Origin of the sequence: Beutenbergia cavernae DSM 12333 (genome assembly GCF_000023105.1) — a bacterium.
Taxonomy (GTDB): Bacteria; Actinomycetota; Actinomycetes; order Actinomycetales; family Beutenbergiaceae; genus Beutenbergia; species Beutenbergia cavernae.
Map to the genome: position 1 here is coordinate 2,100,982 of NC_012669.1, position 16,253 is coordinate 2,117,234.

At 73.9% G+C, this 16,253-nt stretch carries 15 protein-coding genes and 1 other RNA gene; 10 read left to right on the forward strand and 6 right to left on the reverse strand.

Translation table 11 applies throughout. The features are described 5' to 3' along the window. Positions 1-74: 74 nt before the first annotated feature. On the reverse strand, positions 75-548 hold the full coding sequence (locus tag BCAV_RS09280; RefSeq protein ID WP_015882336.1) for an SgcJ/EcaC family oxidoreductase: 474 nt from the start codon (positions 546-548) through the stop codon (positions 75-77). Between the two features lie 79 nt (positions 549-627). Here BCAV_RS09280 and BCAV_RS09285 point away from each other — a divergent pair, with 79 nt between their 5' ends. Continuing rightward, on the forward strand, positions 628-1,074 hold the full coding sequence (locus BCAV_RS09285; RefSeq protein ID WP_015882337.1) for a MarR family winged helix-turn-helix transcriptional regulator: 447 nt from the start codon (positions 628-630) through the stop codon (positions 1,072-1,074). A gap of 7 nt (positions 1,075-1,081) precedes the next feature. Here the strand turns inward: BCAV_RS09285 and BCAV_RS09290 are convergent, their stop codons facing one another. Next, positions 1,082-1,660: a TOPRIM nucleotidyl transferase/hydrolase domain-containing protein gene (locus BCAV_RS09290; protein WP_083770000.1), complete on the reverse strand. Its 579-nt coding sequence runs from the start codon at positions 1,658-1,660 to the stop codon at positions 1,082-1,084. Positions 1,661-1,699: 39 nt separating this feature from the next. On the opposite strand from BCAV_RS09290, the gene rnpB reads away from it, so the two are divergent. Together rnpB and BCAV_RS09295 are read left to right on the forward strand one after the other, a co-directional pair. Continuing rightward, positions 1,700-2,075: RNase P RNA component class A (gene rnpB / locus BCAV_RS21950), an RNA gene on the forward strand. Between the two features lie 18 nt (positions 2,076-2,093). Beyond that, a complete protein-coding gene (locus BCAV_RS09295; protein WP_015882339.1) occupies positions 2,094-2,810 on the forward strand; it encodes a DNA alkylation repair protein in 717 nt (238 codons plus the stop codon). Positions 2,811-2,827: 17 nt separating this feature from the next. On the opposite strand, the gene BCAV_RS09300 is transcribed toward BCAV_RS09295, so the two are convergent. Beyond that, on the reverse strand, positions 2,828-3,634 hold the full coding sequence (locus BCAV_RS09300; protein WP_015882340.1) for an MBL fold metallo-hydrolase: 807 nt from the start codon (positions 3,632-3,634) through the stop codon (positions 2,828-2,830). Next, entirely contained in the window at positions 3,631-4,398 is a 768-nt protein-coding gene (ppgK, locus tag BCAV_RS09305) for a polyphosphate--glucose phosphotransferase (protein ID WP_015882341.1), read from the reverse strand. Before ppgK ends, BCAV_RS09300 begins: the two co-directional genes overlap by 4 nt. 53 nt (positions 4,399-4,451) lie before the next feature. On the opposite strand from ppgK, the gene BCAV_RS09310 reads away from it, so the two are divergent. Beyond that, positions 4,452-4,682, forward strand: a complete 231-nt coding sequence (locus tag BCAV_RS09310) for a hypothetical protein (protein WP_015882342.1) — start codon at positions 4,452-4,454, stop codon at positions 4,680-4,682. On the opposite strand, the gene panB is transcribed toward BCAV_RS09310, so the two are convergent. Both panB and BCAV_RS09320 read right to left on the reverse strand, forming a co-directional pair. After that, the gene (gene panB, locus BCAV_RS09315; RefSeq protein WP_015882343.1) at positions 4,670-5,503 is read right to left on the reverse strand and encodes a 3-methyl-2-oxobutanoate hydroxymethyltransferase; all 834 of its coding nucleotides are present in this window, start codon (positions 5,501-5,503) and stop codon (positions 4,670-4,672) included. The genes BCAV_RS09310 and panB overlap by 13 nt on opposite strands. 82 nt (positions 5,504-5,585) lie before the next feature. Beyond that, positions 5,586-7,229, reverse strand: a complete 1,644-nt coding sequence (locus BCAV_RS09320) for an NAD+ synthase (RefSeq protein WP_015882344.1) — start codon at positions 7,227-7,229, stop codon at positions 5,586-5,588. Positions 7,230-7,387: 158 nt separating this feature from the next. On the opposite strand from BCAV_RS09320, the gene glnA reads away from it, so the two are divergent. The 6 genes from glnA to BCAV_RS09345 all read left to right on the forward strand — a co-directional run bounded on the left by glnA (position 7,388) and on the right by BCAV_RS09345 (position 16,253). Then, a complete protein-coding gene (gene glnA, locus BCAV_RS09325) occupies positions 7,388-8,725 on the forward strand; it encodes a type I glutamate--ammonia ligase (protein ID WP_015882345.1) in 1,338 nt (445 codons plus the stop codon). Next, a complete protein-coding gene (locus BCAV_RS09330; RefSeq protein ID WP_015882346.1) occupies positions 8,722-11,766 on the forward strand; it encodes a bifunctional [glutamine synthetase] adenylyltransferase/[glutamine synthetase]-adenylyl-L-tyrosine phosphorylase in 3,045 nt (1,014 codons plus the stop codon). Before glnA ends, BCAV_RS09330 begins: the two co-directional genes overlap by 4 nt. Positions 11,767-11,858: 92 nt before the next feature. After that, positions 11,859-14,660: an AAA family ATPase gene (locus BCAV_RS09335; RefSeq protein ID WP_083770001.1), complete on the forward strand. Its 2,802-nt coding sequence runs from the start codon at positions 11,859-11,861 to the stop codon at positions 14,658-14,660. 88 nt (positions 14,661-14,748) lie between these two features. Next, positions 14,749-15,054, forward strand: coding sequence for a hypothetical protein (locus BCAV_RS09340; RefSeq protein WP_015882348.1), 306 nt, complete (start codon positions 14,749-14,751; stop codon positions 15,052-15,054). Between the two features lie 248 nt (positions 15,055-15,302). Beyond that, positions 15,303-15,455: a hypothetical protein gene (locus BCAV_RS22950; RefSeq protein ID WP_187292863.1), complete on the forward strand. Its 153-nt coding sequence runs from the start codon at positions 15,303-15,305 to the stop codon at positions 15,453-15,455. A 48-nt stretch (positions 15,456-15,503) separates the two neighbouring features. Beyond that, positions 15,504-16,253, forward strand: coding sequence for a DedA family protein (locus BCAV_RS09345; protein ID WP_015882350.1), 750 nt, complete (start codon positions 15,504-15,506; stop codon positions 16,251-16,253).

A 16,253-nucleotide genomic window follows, 5' to 3' on the forward strand; every position in this document is an offset into this window, starting at 1 on the left:
CGGTGCGTACCGGTCCGCACTCGGACCTTCGCCCCGCACTGGACGGCGGCGGCCGGCGGCGGCCGCAACGACGCCTACCCCTCGGTCCCCGGGGTCCCGTGCATCTGCGGCGTGAACCGCAGGCCGATGCGCTCCAGGAGCCGCTTGCGCTGCGTGTTCTGGAACGAGGCGATCCGCCAGCCGTCCGGGGTGCGGACCAGCGTGTAGGTCTGGACCTTGGGGAGGCGCCGCGGTCGGGACTTCGCGACGTCCCCGTGGGTGAGGACGACGGCGACGTCGGCCGCGGGGAACGTGAGCGCCACGACGTCCGAGTACATCCGTGTCCCCTTCAGGAAGGACGTGAACAGCGGGGCGTGGCCGCGGGCGATCTCGGCGCCCCCGAGATAGGTGGTGCCCATGAACGTCACGTACGGCGCGTCCGGGGTGAACAGTGCGCTGTACGCCTCGGCATCGCCGGCGTCCCACGCCGCGGCCGCGCGATCGAGGACGTCCCGGACCGCGGTCTCGTCGTGGGTGCGGACCTGTGCGGCGTGGTCGGTGCGTGCCATCGGGCTGCTCCTTCGGCTAGAGTCTGTGTACCGACGCAATGATTGCACGACTGCACATATATCGCAACGCGGAGACCAGATGACACGGGACCAGGACGACACCTCGGCGCTCTACCGCACGTACCTCGCCGCCGTCGTCGCCTATCACCAGGCCGCCGGCGCGCGGCTGGGACTCGGGGCGACGGACTACCAGGCGCACAACCTCCTCGCGCTCGAGGGCGCGATGACGACAGGGGAGCTCGCCCGGCTGCTCGGGCTGTCGCCGAGCGCGACGACGCGTGTGGTCGACCGCCTGGTCGAGCGGGGCCTGGCCGAGCGCGAGGTTGACGCGGAGGACCGTCGCAGGAGCGTGGTGGTCCCGACCTCCGCCCGCCCGGCCGGCCTCGACGACCAGCTCGCTCAGGTGCGGGAGCTCGTGGCGCCGGCGTTCGCGGGGCTCGACGCCCGCGGCCAGGAGGTGCTGCGGGACTACTTCGCGCGAGCGACGGACGGATTCCGGGAGGCCACGCGGCGGCTCGCCGTCTGACGCGGGTTCAGACGCGCGCGAGGACGGCGTCGAGAGGGCGCGGCACGCGGTCCATCTCGAGCGCGTCGACGAGCAGCGGGGCGTAGCGGATCTTCCGCCCGCCGCGCGTCCCGACGAACCGGCGCAGCTGCGCCTCCTCCGGGCGCCCGACCTGCGCCGGCTGCTGCTGGAGCGAGCGGAGCGCCGAGAGCTCGCCGGACGTCTCCACGACGCGCTCGAACGACTCGACGCCGAGGGCCCGGATGAGCTCGCCCTCGAGGTCCGGGTCGCAGGCGAAGAAGCCGAGCGCTTCGAGGCCCGCGGGGTCGAGGGCGGTGCCCAGCCCGGCGCGCTCGAGCTGGCGGCTGACCGCGCGGGTCTCGCCGACGTCGTACAGGCCCGCGACCGAGGTTCCACGGTGCTCCGCGGCGAGCGAGGCGAGGTGGCGGCCGATGTTCGTGACGCCGCCCATCGCGACGATCGCGACGCCGTCGGCCGCGAGGTCGCGTCCGCGCCGCTCGGCGAGGCGCTCGAGGGCGAGCCGGTCGCTCGGACCCTCGACGAGCACGACGGCGCGCCGCCGGTCCGTTCGCGACGTCGCTCCCACGCCCGCCATCCTCTCGCTCCCGGTAGGCTGGTGCGCGGATGAGCCGGCCAGGCGGCCGCGTTGCGGGAAACCGCACCGAGGAACGTCCGGGCTCCACAGGGCAGGGTGGTGGGTAACGCCCACCCGGGGTGACCCGCGGGACAGTGCCACAGAGAACAGACCGCCCGCGCGGCCTTCGGGTCGAGCGGGCAAGGGTGAAACGGTGGTGTAAGAGACCACCAGCGTGCCGGGTGACCGGTGCGGCTAGGTAAACCCCACCCGGAGCAAGGCCAGACAGGGAGCGGGCTGCCCGCCCAACGCTCCCGGGTAGGCCGCTGGAGGCGTGCGGTGACGCACGTCGTAGATGGATGGTCGCCACCCGGCGCCGGGCAACCGGCACCGGGGACAGAACCCGGCGTATCGGCCGGCTCATCCCTCGCCGTACGGTGGGCGCGTGGACACCGTCGACGCCCTCACCGCCGCGGCGTTCACCGCACGGGTGCGGGGCGTCGCCACAGCGGAGCAGCTCGCGGCGTACGACAGGTACTTCCCGCCCGCGGAACGCGGGGACGACGTCTTCGTCGGGGCTCGGATGGGGCACGTGTTCGCGCTCGCCAAGGAGTTCGGCGCGATGCCGTTGGACGAGGTCGAGCGCCTGCTCGAGAGCGACGTGCACGAGGACCGCGTCGGTGCCGTGAGCATCCTCGACGTCCGTGCCCGTGCGAAGGGCGCCACCGTCGAGCAGCGTCGCGCCCTGTACGACCTGTACCTGCGGCGGCACGACCGCATCAACACCTGGGACCTGGTCGACCGTGCCGCCATCCACGTCGTCGGCGCCTACGCCGCCGAGCACGATCGAGGCGCGTTCGCGCGCCTGGCGGCGTCCCCGGACCGGTGGGAGCGACGGACGGCGCTGATCGCGAGCTTCGCGCTCGTGCGGCGCGGGGAGACGGACGACGCTCTCGCCGTCGCGGCCGCCTGCGTCGACGACCCGGAGGACACCGTGAACAAGGCCGTCGGGTGGCTGCTGCGCTCCATCGGCGGCGCCGAGCTGGTCGCGTTCCTCGAGGCGCACGCTGCCGACATGCCGCGCGCGGCCCTGCGGGCCGCCGTCGAGAAGCTCGAGCCCGACGTCAGGCGCCGGTACCTGCGGGCCGCTCGCGAAGGCTGACGACGCAGGCGCTGGTGCTACGCCCTCGCCAGACCGAGCGCGGCGACCTGTGCGTCGTGCTGGCCGCGCACCCACTCGTCGGCGAGGCGCGGGTCGTCCGGGACGACGCCGGCGGAGAGGGTCTCGAGATAGGCGCGGTCCTGCTGCACGACGGCGAGGGCGGCGGCCTGGTCGAGGACGTCGCCGTGGCCGGGCACGACGACGTCGACGTCGCCCCGCTCGAGAGGCGCCGCCAGCACCTCGAGCCCCGCGCGGTAGGTCCCCACCGGGTCGGCGGCGTCCGTGTCGAGCAGCGGTACCTCACGGCGCGAGACCATGTCCCCGGCGAGGAGGACACGCTGGTCCACCAGGAGCAGCGCGGCGTGCCCCGGTGCGTGGGCGTCGTGCGTGAGGACCCGCGCCACGGGACCGGCCCACGGGACGTCCGTGACGCCGTCGGGCATCGCCACCAGGCCATCGAGGACGGATCGCGGGATGCCGAGCCGCTCCACCGTCGAGTCGGGGAGCACGCGCTCCGGGTGCTCCCGGGCCATGCGCACGGTGGTCGCGCTCGCCCACCGCGGCGCCGCGCCCAGCGCCTGGGACCACAGCACGTGATCGAAGTGCACGTGCGTGGCGAAGCCGGCGACCACCCGCCAGCCGCGCGCGTCGACGACGGCCGCGAGCGCGTCGATCTCCGCGAGCGTCAGCGCCGGATCGACGACGAGCGCCGCGCCGTCGGCCGAGACGACGACCGTCGTGTTGGTCGCCCAGAACTCGACCTGGCCCACCCAGACCCCTGGGGCGACCTGCGCGAGCTGTCGGACGTCATCGGTCGCGCTCACTCGCTCGCCTTGGCCGCGAGAGCCGCGGCTCCGACGATCCCGGCACGGTTGCGCAGCTTCGCCGGAACGATCGGCGTGTGGAGCTTGAGGAACGGGAGGAACTTCTCGTGGTCCTTGCTCACCCCGCCGCCGACCACGAACAGGTCCGGCGAGAACAGGAACTCGACGACGTCGAAGTACCGCTGCAGGCGCGGGATCCACTCCTCGTAGCTCCACCCCTCGCGGTCCTTCACGCCGCTCGAGGCCTGCGTCTCGGCGTCGTGACCGTCGATCTCGAGGTGCCCGAGCTCGGAGTTCGGCACGAGGACGCCGTCGTAGATCATCGCGCTCCCGATGCCCGTGCCGAGCGTGAGCACGATGACGAGTCCGTCCTTGCCCTTCGCCGCGCCGTACACGACCTCCGCGTACCCGGCGGCGTCGGCGTCGTTGACGACGACGGCGCGGTGTCCGGTGGCCTTCTTCACGACCTTCGCGATGTCCGTCCCGATCCACCCCGGGTCGACGTTCGCGGCGGAGAACGCCACGCCGCGCCGGATGATCGCCGGGAACGTCACGCCCACAGCGGCGTCGTCCGGGAGGTCGAACCGCGCGACGAGATCCGTGAAGACGGACGCGACGGCGTCCGGCGTGGACGGCTCCGGGGTGGCGATGCGCACACGGTCGGCGGCGAAGTCCCCGCGTTCCAGGTCGACCGGAGCCCCCTTGATGCCGGACCCGCCGACGTCGATCCCGAACGCGACCTTCGACTTCGTCTTCTTGCTCATCGGCACCTCGACCTCGGCGGGTGGGACGATGGGAGTCTACGAAAGGGGCGACGATGGCGCGCAACGAGCAGGCCACGGGGCACGGCGACACCAGCGGGTTCTACTTCAACCTCGCCACGGGCGAGGTGGAGCACGGGATGGTGAGCAGCTGGCGGCACCGGATGGGGCCGTACGCCACACGCCAGGACGCGGAGAACGCGCTGGTGATCGCCCGCGCGCGCAGCGAGGACTGGGACGACGACGACCGCGCCTGGCGCGAAGGCGGGGGCACTCACTCCCAGTAGGCGTGCTCGGCCGCCGGGAAGGTCCCGGTCCGGACCTCGTCCGCGAAGTCCCGCGCCGCCTGCTCCAGCGCGGCGCCGACCTGCCCGAACTGCTTCGCGAACCGCGGTGACCAGCCGCCCATGCCGGCCATGTCGGTCCACACGAGCACCTGCCCGTCGCACGTCGGACCCGCTCCGATCCCGATCGTGGGGATCGCCAGGATCTCCGTCACCCGTGCGGCCACGGGGGCGGGGACCATCTCGAGGACGACGGCGACGGCGCCCGCCTCCTGGAGCGCGACGGCGTCGGCCGACAGCTGCTCGGCGGCCTCCGCCGTCCGCCCCTGGACGCGCTTGCCACCGAGGATGTTCTCGGACTGCGGCGTGAAGCCGAGGTGGCCCACCACCGGGATCCCGGCTCCGGTGAGGAGCGCGACGTGCGGCGCGACGCGTTCGCCGCCCTCGAACTTCACCGCGTGCGCGCCGCCCTCCTTCAGCATCCGGACCGAGCTCGCCAGCGCCTGCTCGGGCGACGCCTCGTAGGAGCCGAACGGCAGGTCGGCCACGACCATGGCTCGTCTCACCGTTCGGCTGACCGCACGGACCGCGGGGATGAGCTCGTCCATCGTCACCGGGATCGTGTTCGGGTGGGCGAGCATGTTGTCGCCGATGGAGTCGCCGACGAGGAGCATGTCGACGCCCGCGGCGTCGAAGATCCGCGCGGTGACGGCGTCGTACGCCGTCAGCATCGTCAGGCGCTCGCCGCGCTCCTTCGCGGCACGCAGGTGCTGGACGCGCACGCGCGTCGGCTTGGGGGCGGGCTCCGGTGCGGGGCCGGTCATGGGTGCTCCTTCAGGTCGCTCATCGGTCGCGATCCTCCTGCGCTCGCTGGCGCTCGCTGGCGCTCGCTGTCGGAGTCCTCGCTCATTCTTCACGCCAGCGGGAGGTCACGGGCAGCCGGCGGTCACGGCCGAACGCCAGCGACGTCACCTTCGGCCCGAGGGGGTACTGGCGCCGCTTCCACTCCGCGCGGTCCACGAGACGCAGGACGAGGTCGACGACGTCGGGCGCGAACCCGGACGCCTCCAGCTCGTCGCGACCCAGCGCGCGCTCGACGTAGGCGTCCAGGACGTCGTCGAGCAGCTCGTAGTCCGGCAGGGAGTCGCTGTCCTTCTGACCGGGCCGCAGCTCGGCCGACGGCGGCTTCGTGATCGAGCTCTCCGGGATGGGCGGCGTCTCGCCGGCCGCCCGGGCTCGCGCGTTGCGGTACCGGGCCAGCTCCCAGACGCGCGTCTTCAGCACGTCCTTGAGGGGGGCGAAGCCGCCGATGCTCCCGGCGTCGTAGATCGTGGAGTAGCCGACGGCGAGCTCCGACTTGTTGCCCGGGGCGATGACGAGGTGCCCCTCGGCGTTCGAGATCGCCATGAGGACGACGCCGCGCACCCGGGCCTGCAGGTTCTCCGCGGGAACGCCGTCGAGCCGCAGCTCGCCCTGGAACGCGTCGACGAACGGCTCGATCGGCTGTTCGCGGTACGTGAGGCCGGTCCGCTCCGCGAGCTCGCGGGCGTCGGCGAGCGAGTGCTCGGAGGAGTAGGCGCTCGGCATCGCGACGCCGAGCACGTGGTCCGCGCCGACGGCGTCGCACGCGACGGTGGCCGTCAGCGCCGAGTCGATCCCGCCCGAGATGCCGAGGACGACGTCGGTGAACCCGTTCTTGCGGGCGTAGTCGCGGAGCCCGAGGACGACGGCGTCGTACATCTGGGCCGTGTCGTCGTCGACGCGGGCCACGTGACCCGGCTGCTCGGGCGGGTCGCCGGCGCCTGGCAGGTCGAGCAGCAGGAGGTCCTCGTCGAACGTGGGGGACCGGGCGACGACCGTGCCGTCGACGTCGAGCACGAACGAGCCGCCGTCGAACACCAGGTCGTCCTGCCCGCCGATGAGGTTCACGTACGCGACGGGTGCGCTCAGCTCCGCCGCGCGCTCAGCGGCGAGACGGCTGCGCAGGTAGCCCTTGCCGCGTTCGTACGGCGAGCCGTTGATGACGAGCAGGAGATCGACGCCCGGGCTCGCCAGCTGCGCCACGGTGCCGCCGTCGCGCCAGATGTCCTCGCAGATCGCGAGCCCCACCCGATGGCCGGCGACGTCGACGACCACGGGGTCGGAGCCCGACGCGAAGATGCGGTACTCGTCGAAGACGCCGTAGTTCGGCAGGTGGTGCTTCGTGTACCGGGCGACGACGCGGCCGTCGCGCAGCACCGCCGCCGTGTTCGTGGGCCGGCCGTCAGCGGCTTCGGAGAGCGACCCGACGACCACGTGCACGTCGCCGGCGCCCTCGTCCACGAGCGCTGCGGCGAGGCGGCGTTCCTGGGCCGCGACGGCTCGTCGGAACGACCCGCGCAGCGCGAGGTCCTCGATCGGGTAGCCGGTCAGCACCATCTCGGGGAAGGCCACGAGATCCGCGCCGGCGGCCTGCGCGGCGAGCGCGAGCCGGAGCACCGTCTGCGCGTTGCCCTCGAGGTCCCCGACCGCCGAGTTCACCTGGGCGAGGGCGAGTCGCAACGTGCTCACCGAACCAGCCTAGTGCGGGCCGGCGCGACGCACGGCGAGGGGCGCCCGTGGGCGCCGCGGCACGCCATGATAGGAACGCACGCGGGACGGGTCCGCTGGCGGCGTCATTTGCGCAGCGACCCGGCACCCGCGAAGCGGCGAGCGACGGCGGGAGTGGCATGGACAGGCAGCAGGAGTACGTCCTCAGGGCGATCGAGGAGCGGGACATCCGCTTCATCCGCCTGTGGTTCACCGACGTGCTGGGCATCCTCAAGTCGGTGGCGGTGGCCCCGGCCGAGCTCGAGAGCGCCTTCGCGGAGGGGATCGGGTTCGACGGGTCGGCGATCGAGGGCCTGGCACGCGTCTACGAGGCGGACATGCTCGCGAAGCCGGACCCGTCGACGTTCCAGGTGCTGCCTTGGCGCGGCGACCAACGGGGCACGGCCCGCATCTTCTGCGACATCCTCACGCCCGACGGCGAGCCCGCGGCGGCCGACCCGCGCAACGTCCTCAAGCGCGCGTTGTCGGAGGCCGCCGACGCGGGGTTCACGTTCTACACGCACCCCGAGGTCGAGTTCTACCTGTTCCACACCCCCGAGTCCGAGACCGGGCCGCTCGTCCCGATCGACACGGCGGGGTACTTCGACCACGTGGCGCGGGGGACCGGGCACGACTTCCGGCGCGCGACGATCACGCTGCTCGAGTCCATGGGCATCTCCGTCGAGTACTCCCACCACGAGGCCGGCCCGGGCCAGAACGAGATCGACCTGCGCTACGCGGACGCCCTGTCGACCGCCGACAACATCATGACGTTCCGGACCGTGGTGAAGGAGGTGGCCCTCGAGCAGGGGATCATGGCGACGTTCATGCCGAAGCCGCTCGCCGGCCACCCCGGCTCGGGCATGCACACCCACCTCTCGCTCTTCGAGGGTGACACGAACGCGTTCCACGAGCCGGGCGCCCAGTACGAGCTGTCGCCGGTGGCGCGGGCGTTCATCGCCGGCCTGCTGCGGCACAGCGCCGAGATCACGGCGGTGACCAACCAGTACGTGAACTCCTACAAGCGGCTCTGGGGCGGCGGCGAGGCGCCCAGCTACGTGTGCTGGGGACACAACAACCGGTCGGCGCTCATCCGCGTGCCGATGTACAAGCCGGGCAAGGGGCAGTCGGCGCGCGTGGAGTATCGCGGCATCGACTCCTCGACGAACCCGTACCTGGCGTTCGCCGTGCTCCTGGCGGCGGGTCTCAAGGGGGTCCGCGAGGGGTACGAGCTGCCGGACGAGGCGGAGGACAACGTCTGGGACCTCTCCGACGCCGAGCGCCGCGCCCTCGGCATCGCCCCGCTGCCCGGCAACCTCGAGCAGGCGATCACAGTCATGGAGTCGTCCGAGCTGGTGGCGGAGACGCTCGGTGAGTCGGTCTTCGAGTACTTCCTGCGCAACAAGCGCCAGGAGTGGGCGGAGTACCGGGCCCAGGTCACGCCGTACGAGGTCTCCCGCTTCCTCCGCGCCCTGTGAGCCGACGCAGCTCGCGCACGGGACGGCTCGTCCGTCTCGGGTTCGTCCACGCCGAACGTGCCGCGGAGCTGCTCGCCGAGCCGTGGGTGGCGGCGGTGCTGGACGCCGAGGCCGACGCCGACGGCGATGCGGGGCTCGTGGCGGGGCTGGGCGACGTCGACGATCCCGACCTCGCGCTCCTCACGCTCGTCAGGCTCCACGCCGCGGCGGACGACGAGGGTCGGACGGCGCTGGGCGGCGTGCTCGCCCGCGACGGCGAGGGACGCCGTCGGCTCCTCGCGGTCCTCGGGGGCTCGGCGGCGCTCGGAGACTCCCTCGTCGCGCACCCGGCGGACGTCGACGTCGTGATCGAGGACGCGGGGGCGGGCATCCTCGCCGAGCCCCCCGAGCAGCTGCGCGCGACCATGCTCCGGGCCGTCGGCGCCGACCCGGACGCCGCACGACCGGTCGCGCGGGGCGGCCCCGACGAGCTCCGGCGCTGCTACCGGCGTCAGCTGAGCCGCGTCGCCGCGTCGGACCTCACCCGGCCCGATCCGCTCTCCGTGCTCCCGGGAGTCGCCGCGACGCTCGCGGACCTGGCCTCCGCCGCGCTCGAGGCGGCTCTGGCCGTCGCGCGCGCTGCCGTGGGCGACGACGCGCAGCACGTGCGCCTCGCCGTCATCGGCATGGGCAAGACCGGCGGGCGCGAGCTCAACTACGTGTCCGACGTCGACGTCGTCTACGTGGCCGAGCCGGACGGCCTGCCCGAGGACGAGGCGCTCGCCGTCGCCACGCGCCTGGCCGCCGGGCTCGCCCGCGCCTGCTCGGCTCCGGGCGGGGAGCCGGCGCTCTGGGAGGTCGACGCCGCGCTGCGCCCCGAGGGCAAGCAGGGCCCGCTCGTGCGCACGCTGGCGAGCCACGTCGCCTACTACGAGCGCTGGGCGAAGACGTGGGAGTTCCAGGCGCTGCTCAAGGCACGGCCGGTCGCCGGGGACCGGGAGCTCGGCGCCGCGTACACCGAGGCGCTCGCGCCGATGGTGTGGAGCGCCGTCAACCGGGAGAACTTCGTCGAGGACGCGCAGGCGATGCGGCGGCGGGTCGAGGCGCACGTCCCCCCGAACGAGGTCGACCGGCAGATCAAGCTCGGACCCGGGGGGCTGCGCGACGTCGAGTTCACCGTCCAGCTCCTCCAGCTCGTGCACGGCCGGCTCGCGCCGGAGATCCGGTCCCGGAACACGCTGGCCGCCCTGGCCTCGCTCGCGGCCCAGGGGTTCGTCGGGCGCGAGGACGCCGCCCGCCTGGCCGTCTGCTACCGCTTCCTTCGCCTGCTGGAGCACCGCGTCCAGCTGTACCGGATGCGGCGCACCCACCTGATCCCGACGTCGGACGCCGACCTGCGGCGGCTGGCGCGCGCCGTCGGGACGCTGCCGGACGACGGCGACGACGGCGACCCCGTGGCCGAGCTGCTCGTGCGGTGGCGCCACACGCGGCGCGACGTGCGACGCCTGCACGAGGAGCTCTTCTACCGCCCCCTGCTCCCGGCGACAGCGCGCCTGTCCGCGGAGGACGCGTCGCTCGCCCCCGACGCCGCCCGGGCGCGCCTCGCCGCGATCGGGTACCGCGACCCGGACGGCGCGGTGCGGCACATCGCGGCGCTCACGGAGGGCGTCACCCGCCGCGCGGCGATCCAGCGACACCTGCTGCCGGTGATGATCGGCTGGTTCGCCGACGGTCCCGATCCCGACGGCGGGCTGCTCGCGTTCCGGGCGCTGTCCGACGAGCTCGGTGCCTCGCACTGGTACCTCAAGCTCCTGCGGGACTCCGGCGTCGCCGCGCGGCGGCTGGCGGCCGTGCTCTCCTCGAGCCGGTACCTGGCCGACGCCCTGCGCCGCTCGCCCGAGTCCGTCGCGTGGCTCGGCGAGGACGCCGACCTGCGACCGCGCGACGCGCCGGCGCTCGAGAGCGAGATGGACGCGATCCTGCGGCGGCGGTCCGAACCCGTCGGCGCGGCGACGGCGATCCGGTACCTGCGCCGTCGCGAGCTGGTGCGCACCGGGGTCGACGACGTCCTCGAGCACCTGGCGGGCGACCGACGGCCGATCTCGACGGTCGCCGACGCGGCGCTGCGCGGGGCGCTGCGCTTCGCCCGGGCGGAGGCGGTGCGTGCCGCGGGGGTCGACGACGCACCGACCCGGCTCCTCGTCGTCGCCATGGGCCGGCTCGGCGGCCACGAGCTCGGCTATGCCAGCGACGCGGACGTGATGTTCGTGCACGACCCGCTCCCCGGCGCCGACGCGGAGCGCGCGCAGGCGTTCGCGCTCGACGTCGCCCACCGGGTCGGCGCACTCCTCGGCCAGATCGGGCCGGAGCCGCCGCTGGAGGTCGACGCCGGCCTGCGCCCGGAAGGGCGGAACGGTCCGTTGACCCGGTCGCTGGACGCGTACGGGGAGTACTACGAGCGGTGGGCGGGCGTCTGGGAGCGGCAGGCGCTGCTCCGGGCGCGGCCGGTCGCCGGCGACGACGACCTGGCGGAGGGGTTCGTCCGGCTCGTGGACCCGGTGCGCTACGACGAGGCCGGTGTCGACACCACCCAGCTGCGCGAGCTGCGCCGGATCAAGGCGCGCGTCGAGGCGGAACGGCTGCCGCGCGGTGTGCCGGCGAACCGGCATCTCAAGCTGGGACGTGGCGGGCTGGCCGACGTCGAGTGGACGGCGCAGCTCCTGCAGCTGCGGCACGCCGGCACGCATCCGGGGCTGCGGACCCCGCGGACGCTCGACGCCCTGGACGCCGCGCTGGAGGCCGACCTGCTCACCGCGGGTGACCACGAACGCCTCCGGGACGCGTGGCGCCTCGCGTCCCGGCTGCGCGACGCGATCGTCCTCGCGACGGGCCGCACGCGCAGCGCGAAGGTGGACGTGCTCCCGCACGAGCGTCAGGAGCTGAGCGCCGTCGCCCGCCTGCTCGGCTACCCGCCCGGCTCGGGTGCGGCGCTCGAGGAGGACTACCTGCGCTCGGCCCGGCGCGCCCGCGGCGTCGTCGAACGCCTCTTCTACGGCGACTGAACGCCGTCACCCCGCACGGATCCTCGTCCCGGAGCCGTGCGGATCGCTAGCATGGAACGTCTGGTCGCCGGAGGGGTCGGGAGCGTGAGCGCGTGAGCCTCGTCCGTCGCGAGCGAGAGGTTGCCGTGCTCACCCGAGCAGCCGCGGAGGCGGCGGCAGGGAGGGCGCGCGTGGAGCTCGTGCGGGGCGAGTCGGGGATGGGCAAGACCGCCTTGCTGCGGGCCGTCACCGAGGCGCTGGACCCGACCTGGACGGTGGCGTGGACCAGCGGGAACCGAGCCGAGACCCAGCTCCCGTACGGCGTGTTCAACCAGTTCACCGCCCAGCTGCCGCCCCACATGCGGTCCGACAAGGTCCCGCCCGGCCTCACGGAGCGGGTGGACCCGCTGTACGTCGGCTCGACGATCGTCGCGGCGCTCGGAGTCGTCACCACGCCGCTGTGCTTCGTGCTCGACGACGCGCAGTGGATCGACGACACGTCGGCTCTCGCGCTCGGCTTCGTCATGCGGCGGTTCCAGCGGCACCCGATCCTCGTGCTCGCGGCCAGCACGGAGGCGACGGGCGACTTCGTCGAGGAGGTGGGCCGCCTGGCCCGCGACCCCGGACGCGGCGACACCATCGTCCTCACCGGGCTGGGTCCGGCGGACGTCTCGGCGCTCGTCCGGGCGCGGACGGCCGTGGAGCCCCCACCCGGGCTCGTGCGCGATCTCGTCGACGTGACCCGCGGGAACCCGCTCCACCTCACGACGGTGCTCGACGCCTACGGGGTCACGGGCGATCTCGCGGGCGAGGGTCTGGCGCGTCTGGCGAACGCGGCAGCGGCCGACCTCTCCCGCCTCGTGGCGATCGACCTGACGGTGCTCGACGTGCTCGAGGAGTGCCCGCCCCAGGCGCGGGGCATCATCGAGGCGTTGGCGGTGCTCGACGCACCCACGCCGCCCGCAGACGTGCGGCGGATGGCGCAGATCGCCGGGCTGCCCGACGGCGTCGACGCCGCGCTCGCGACGCCGGTGGTCCGCCGGCAGGATGATCCGGCGCCGCGGCTCACGCTCGCGCACCGACAGATCGCCGACGCCGTCCTGTCCGGGCTCGGCGAGGAGCGGCGCGTCGCCCTGCACGCCGCGGCGGCGCAGGTGACCGGGGGAACGCGGTCGTACCGGCATCGGCTCGCCGCGCTCACCGGCCCGGACGAGGACCTCGCGCGCGAGCTCGAGGAGCGTGCCGCGGAGGCGGCGGCGCTCGGCGAGGCGGAGATCGCCGTCCGGTACGGCCACAACGCCGCTCAGGCGAGCGCGCCGGGCGTCGACCGCGACCACCGGCTCATCCGCGCGGGGGCGTACGCGCTGCACGCCCGACGGCCGGAGCTGCTCGCCCCGCTGCAGGGCGAGCTCGAGGCGATGCCACCCGGACGCGCGAGGAGCTGGCTGCTCGGCCACGGCGTCGGGAGCGCCGGCGACTTCGCGCGCGGCATGGAGCTGCTCGCCGCGGCGGCCGACGGCGAGCTCGAGCCACCGCAGAGCTGGCGGGACCGCGCGTACTCCGCGATGACCGCCGGGTGGTACGCGTCGGCGACGGTGGAGCTGACCTCGCTCGGTCTGGCGATCGAGCACCTCGGTGTCGCGCTCGGCCATCTCGAGGCGAGTGACGACGTCGCCGATCGGGACGCCGTCGACGAGGCGCGCGTCGCGCTGGTGACGTTGCGGGCGCTGGACACCTGGCTCACCGGCGACCCGATCGCCGCACGAGCGATGCTCGACGCCGAGCTGGACGACCCGTCGGCGGCCGGGCGGCACCACGCCGTCGCGTTCTCGGCGCGCGGGGGCATCGCGCGGTGGCAGGGCGACCTCGAGATGGCGCTCGACGACCTGGTGCGCGGCCGCGACCTCGCCGAGGGGGACGCGGAGCGCCTGTCGGAGTACGACCTCGTGCAGCTCGCGCTCACGCAGTTCGCGCTCGGCCAGTGGAACGAGTGCGCGATCACGGCGAACGCCCTCGTGACGTCGACCCTCGACGGCGCAGGGCGGCGCGGCAGCCCGGCCGGTGCGTATGCGGTGTCGGCGCTCGTGCCCGCCGCACGAGGGAACGTGCAGGTCGCCCGGATGCACCTCGCTCACGCCAGGTCCGCGCTGCGCGACGTCACCCTCTCCAGACCACTCATGACCGAGGCGATCCGGCTCGCGGACCTCACGCTCGCGCGGGCGCACGGCGACGCGGCGCGCGTGCTCGACATCGGCGACCTCGCGCTCGAGCCCGCGACGTACGTCTCGGCTCTCGTCCAGGAGGGGCGCCTCGACGAGGCGACGGCGGCGCTCGACGTGCTGGAGCACGCGCCCCGGGAGAGCCGGCCGAGCCGGCGCTCCATGGCACCGGAAGCCTGGTGCCGACTCCATGCCGACCTCGCTGCCGCACGCGGTGACGCCGCAGCAGCCGCGCGCTGGGACGCCGAGGGCCTCGCCCTGCCGACGTCGAACCCGTACGAGCGGGGACTCCTCGAGGAGTCCGCCGGCCGGCGGGCACGGGCGGACGAGGCGTCGCGGCTGCTCTCGTCCGCGCGCCGGAGGTTCGACGTGCTCGGCGCGGTGCACGAGGCCCGGCGTGCCGAGGAGGCGCTCGGCTCGGTGCTCGAGGAGGCGCGGTCGGCGTCCGGCTCCCGGACGACCATCGCCACGCTCACGCAACGCGAGCACGAGGTCGCCCACCTCGCCGCCCGTGGCTACACGAACCGCGAGGCCGCGGCCGCCCTGTTCGTCTCGGAGAAGGCCGTCGAGTACCACATGTCGAACATCCTCGCGAAGCTCGCGCTCACCTCGCGACGTCAGCTCCGGGGACTTCTCACCGCGTCGACGCCGCCCGCAGGGATCGCCGTCGGCGGCAGCCCCAGGGAACAAGACTAGGGACGATCCCTAGGGACACCCAGGGGGTGCGCTCGCGAGACTCGCTGTCAGCCGGGAACGACCCCGTGTCCCGGTGGAGGGAGTTTCGATGTACCAGCGACGTGCTCGCCCCGGTGAGCTGTGCACCTGCGGGAACCCGGCGGCGATCGTGACCGTCACCGAGGGCTTCGGCGTCTGGGGGGACTGCCGCGAGGTGCACGACGAGTTGTTCGGACGCTGCCCGTTCTGCGAGCAGGACAGGGGCACGCACCTGCACTGGCGGTGCGACGACTACCAGCTGCGACGCGACGTCGGGGTGGAGTCCTCGCTCGTGGCGCTGCTCGGCGGCCGCGCCCGGCCACGTACGTCAGGCGGACCTGCCCTCGTGGGCAGCGTCGCTCGCCAGATGGCCTGATCGCTCGGGCGACCGGGCGGGTCGCAGGGGGATCGGTCCGGTCTGCAGAACGTGAAGCCGTATGACGGAGGGCGGGTCCCGCGGGACCCGCCCTCCGCCGCATTCCCGACGGGGAGGGGACACGCATGAGGGACGTCAGAGAGATCGGCGCCGACGCTTCCGGGCGAAGCAGCGGACGCCGCGCAGGAATCGAGCGAAGGCCGAGCGGGTCCGGAGTCTGCGAGAGCTCGCCGCGGCACGCGGCAGTGGTGACGGTGGGGGACGACGGGCGGCTCGTCGACGTCGAGTACGCGCCGCTCGCTGAGGCGCTGACCGCCGCGGAGCTCTCACAGGAGGTCCAGCTCGCTCACGCGAGCGCGCTGGCGCGACTGTCGGGCGACGTCGAACGGCGGGCTCCCTGAGCGGACCCGCCTCCCGCCGGGCGTCGGGTTCCACGGCAGGATGGGTACGTGTCCAGCGACCGCACGTCCGACGCCGCGACGTCGGCGGATGCGACGGCGGAGGCACGGGTCGGCCGACGCCGTTGGGGCTGGTGGGTCGCCGCCGGCGTCGCTGTCTTCCTCCTGGTGGTCGCCGCGCTCCAGGTGGCGGGGGGAGGGGACGGGTTCGCGACGATCACCGCGAGCGTGGCGGAGTGGGCCTACCTGTCCGTCTTCCTGCTCGTGTTCCTGGACGGGATCTGCGCCCTGTTCCCCGGCGAGACGACGCTGACGGCGGCATCGACGCTGGCCGCGACGGGCGACCTCAGCCTCCCGCTGGTCATGCTGGCCGGCGCTGGTGGTGCGATCGCCGGGGACTCGGCGCTCTACTGGATCGCACGCGGCGCACGACGCCGGTACCGGGCCAAGCTCGCCGTCGCCGTCGAGAACGAGAAGGTGGCGAGCGTGCTGGCGATCATGGGCTCGAGCGCGCCACCGCTGCTCGTCGCCGGCCGCTACGTCCCGGGGATGCGCTTCGTCGTCAACGCCACGTTCGGCATCGCCGCACACCCGTACCGGCACTTCCTGCTGTGGTCGGCCGTCGGCGGCTCGCTCTGGTCGGTCTACACGTGTGGGCTGGCGTACCTCGTCGCCACGCAGCTGGGCGACTTCCCGTTCGCGTCGGTCGTGGTGTCCGGCACCATCACCACGGTCGCGATCGCCGTGGTCCTGCTCGTGGCTCGCCGCAGGCTCCGCCAGCAGCGCTCCGGCGACGCCTGA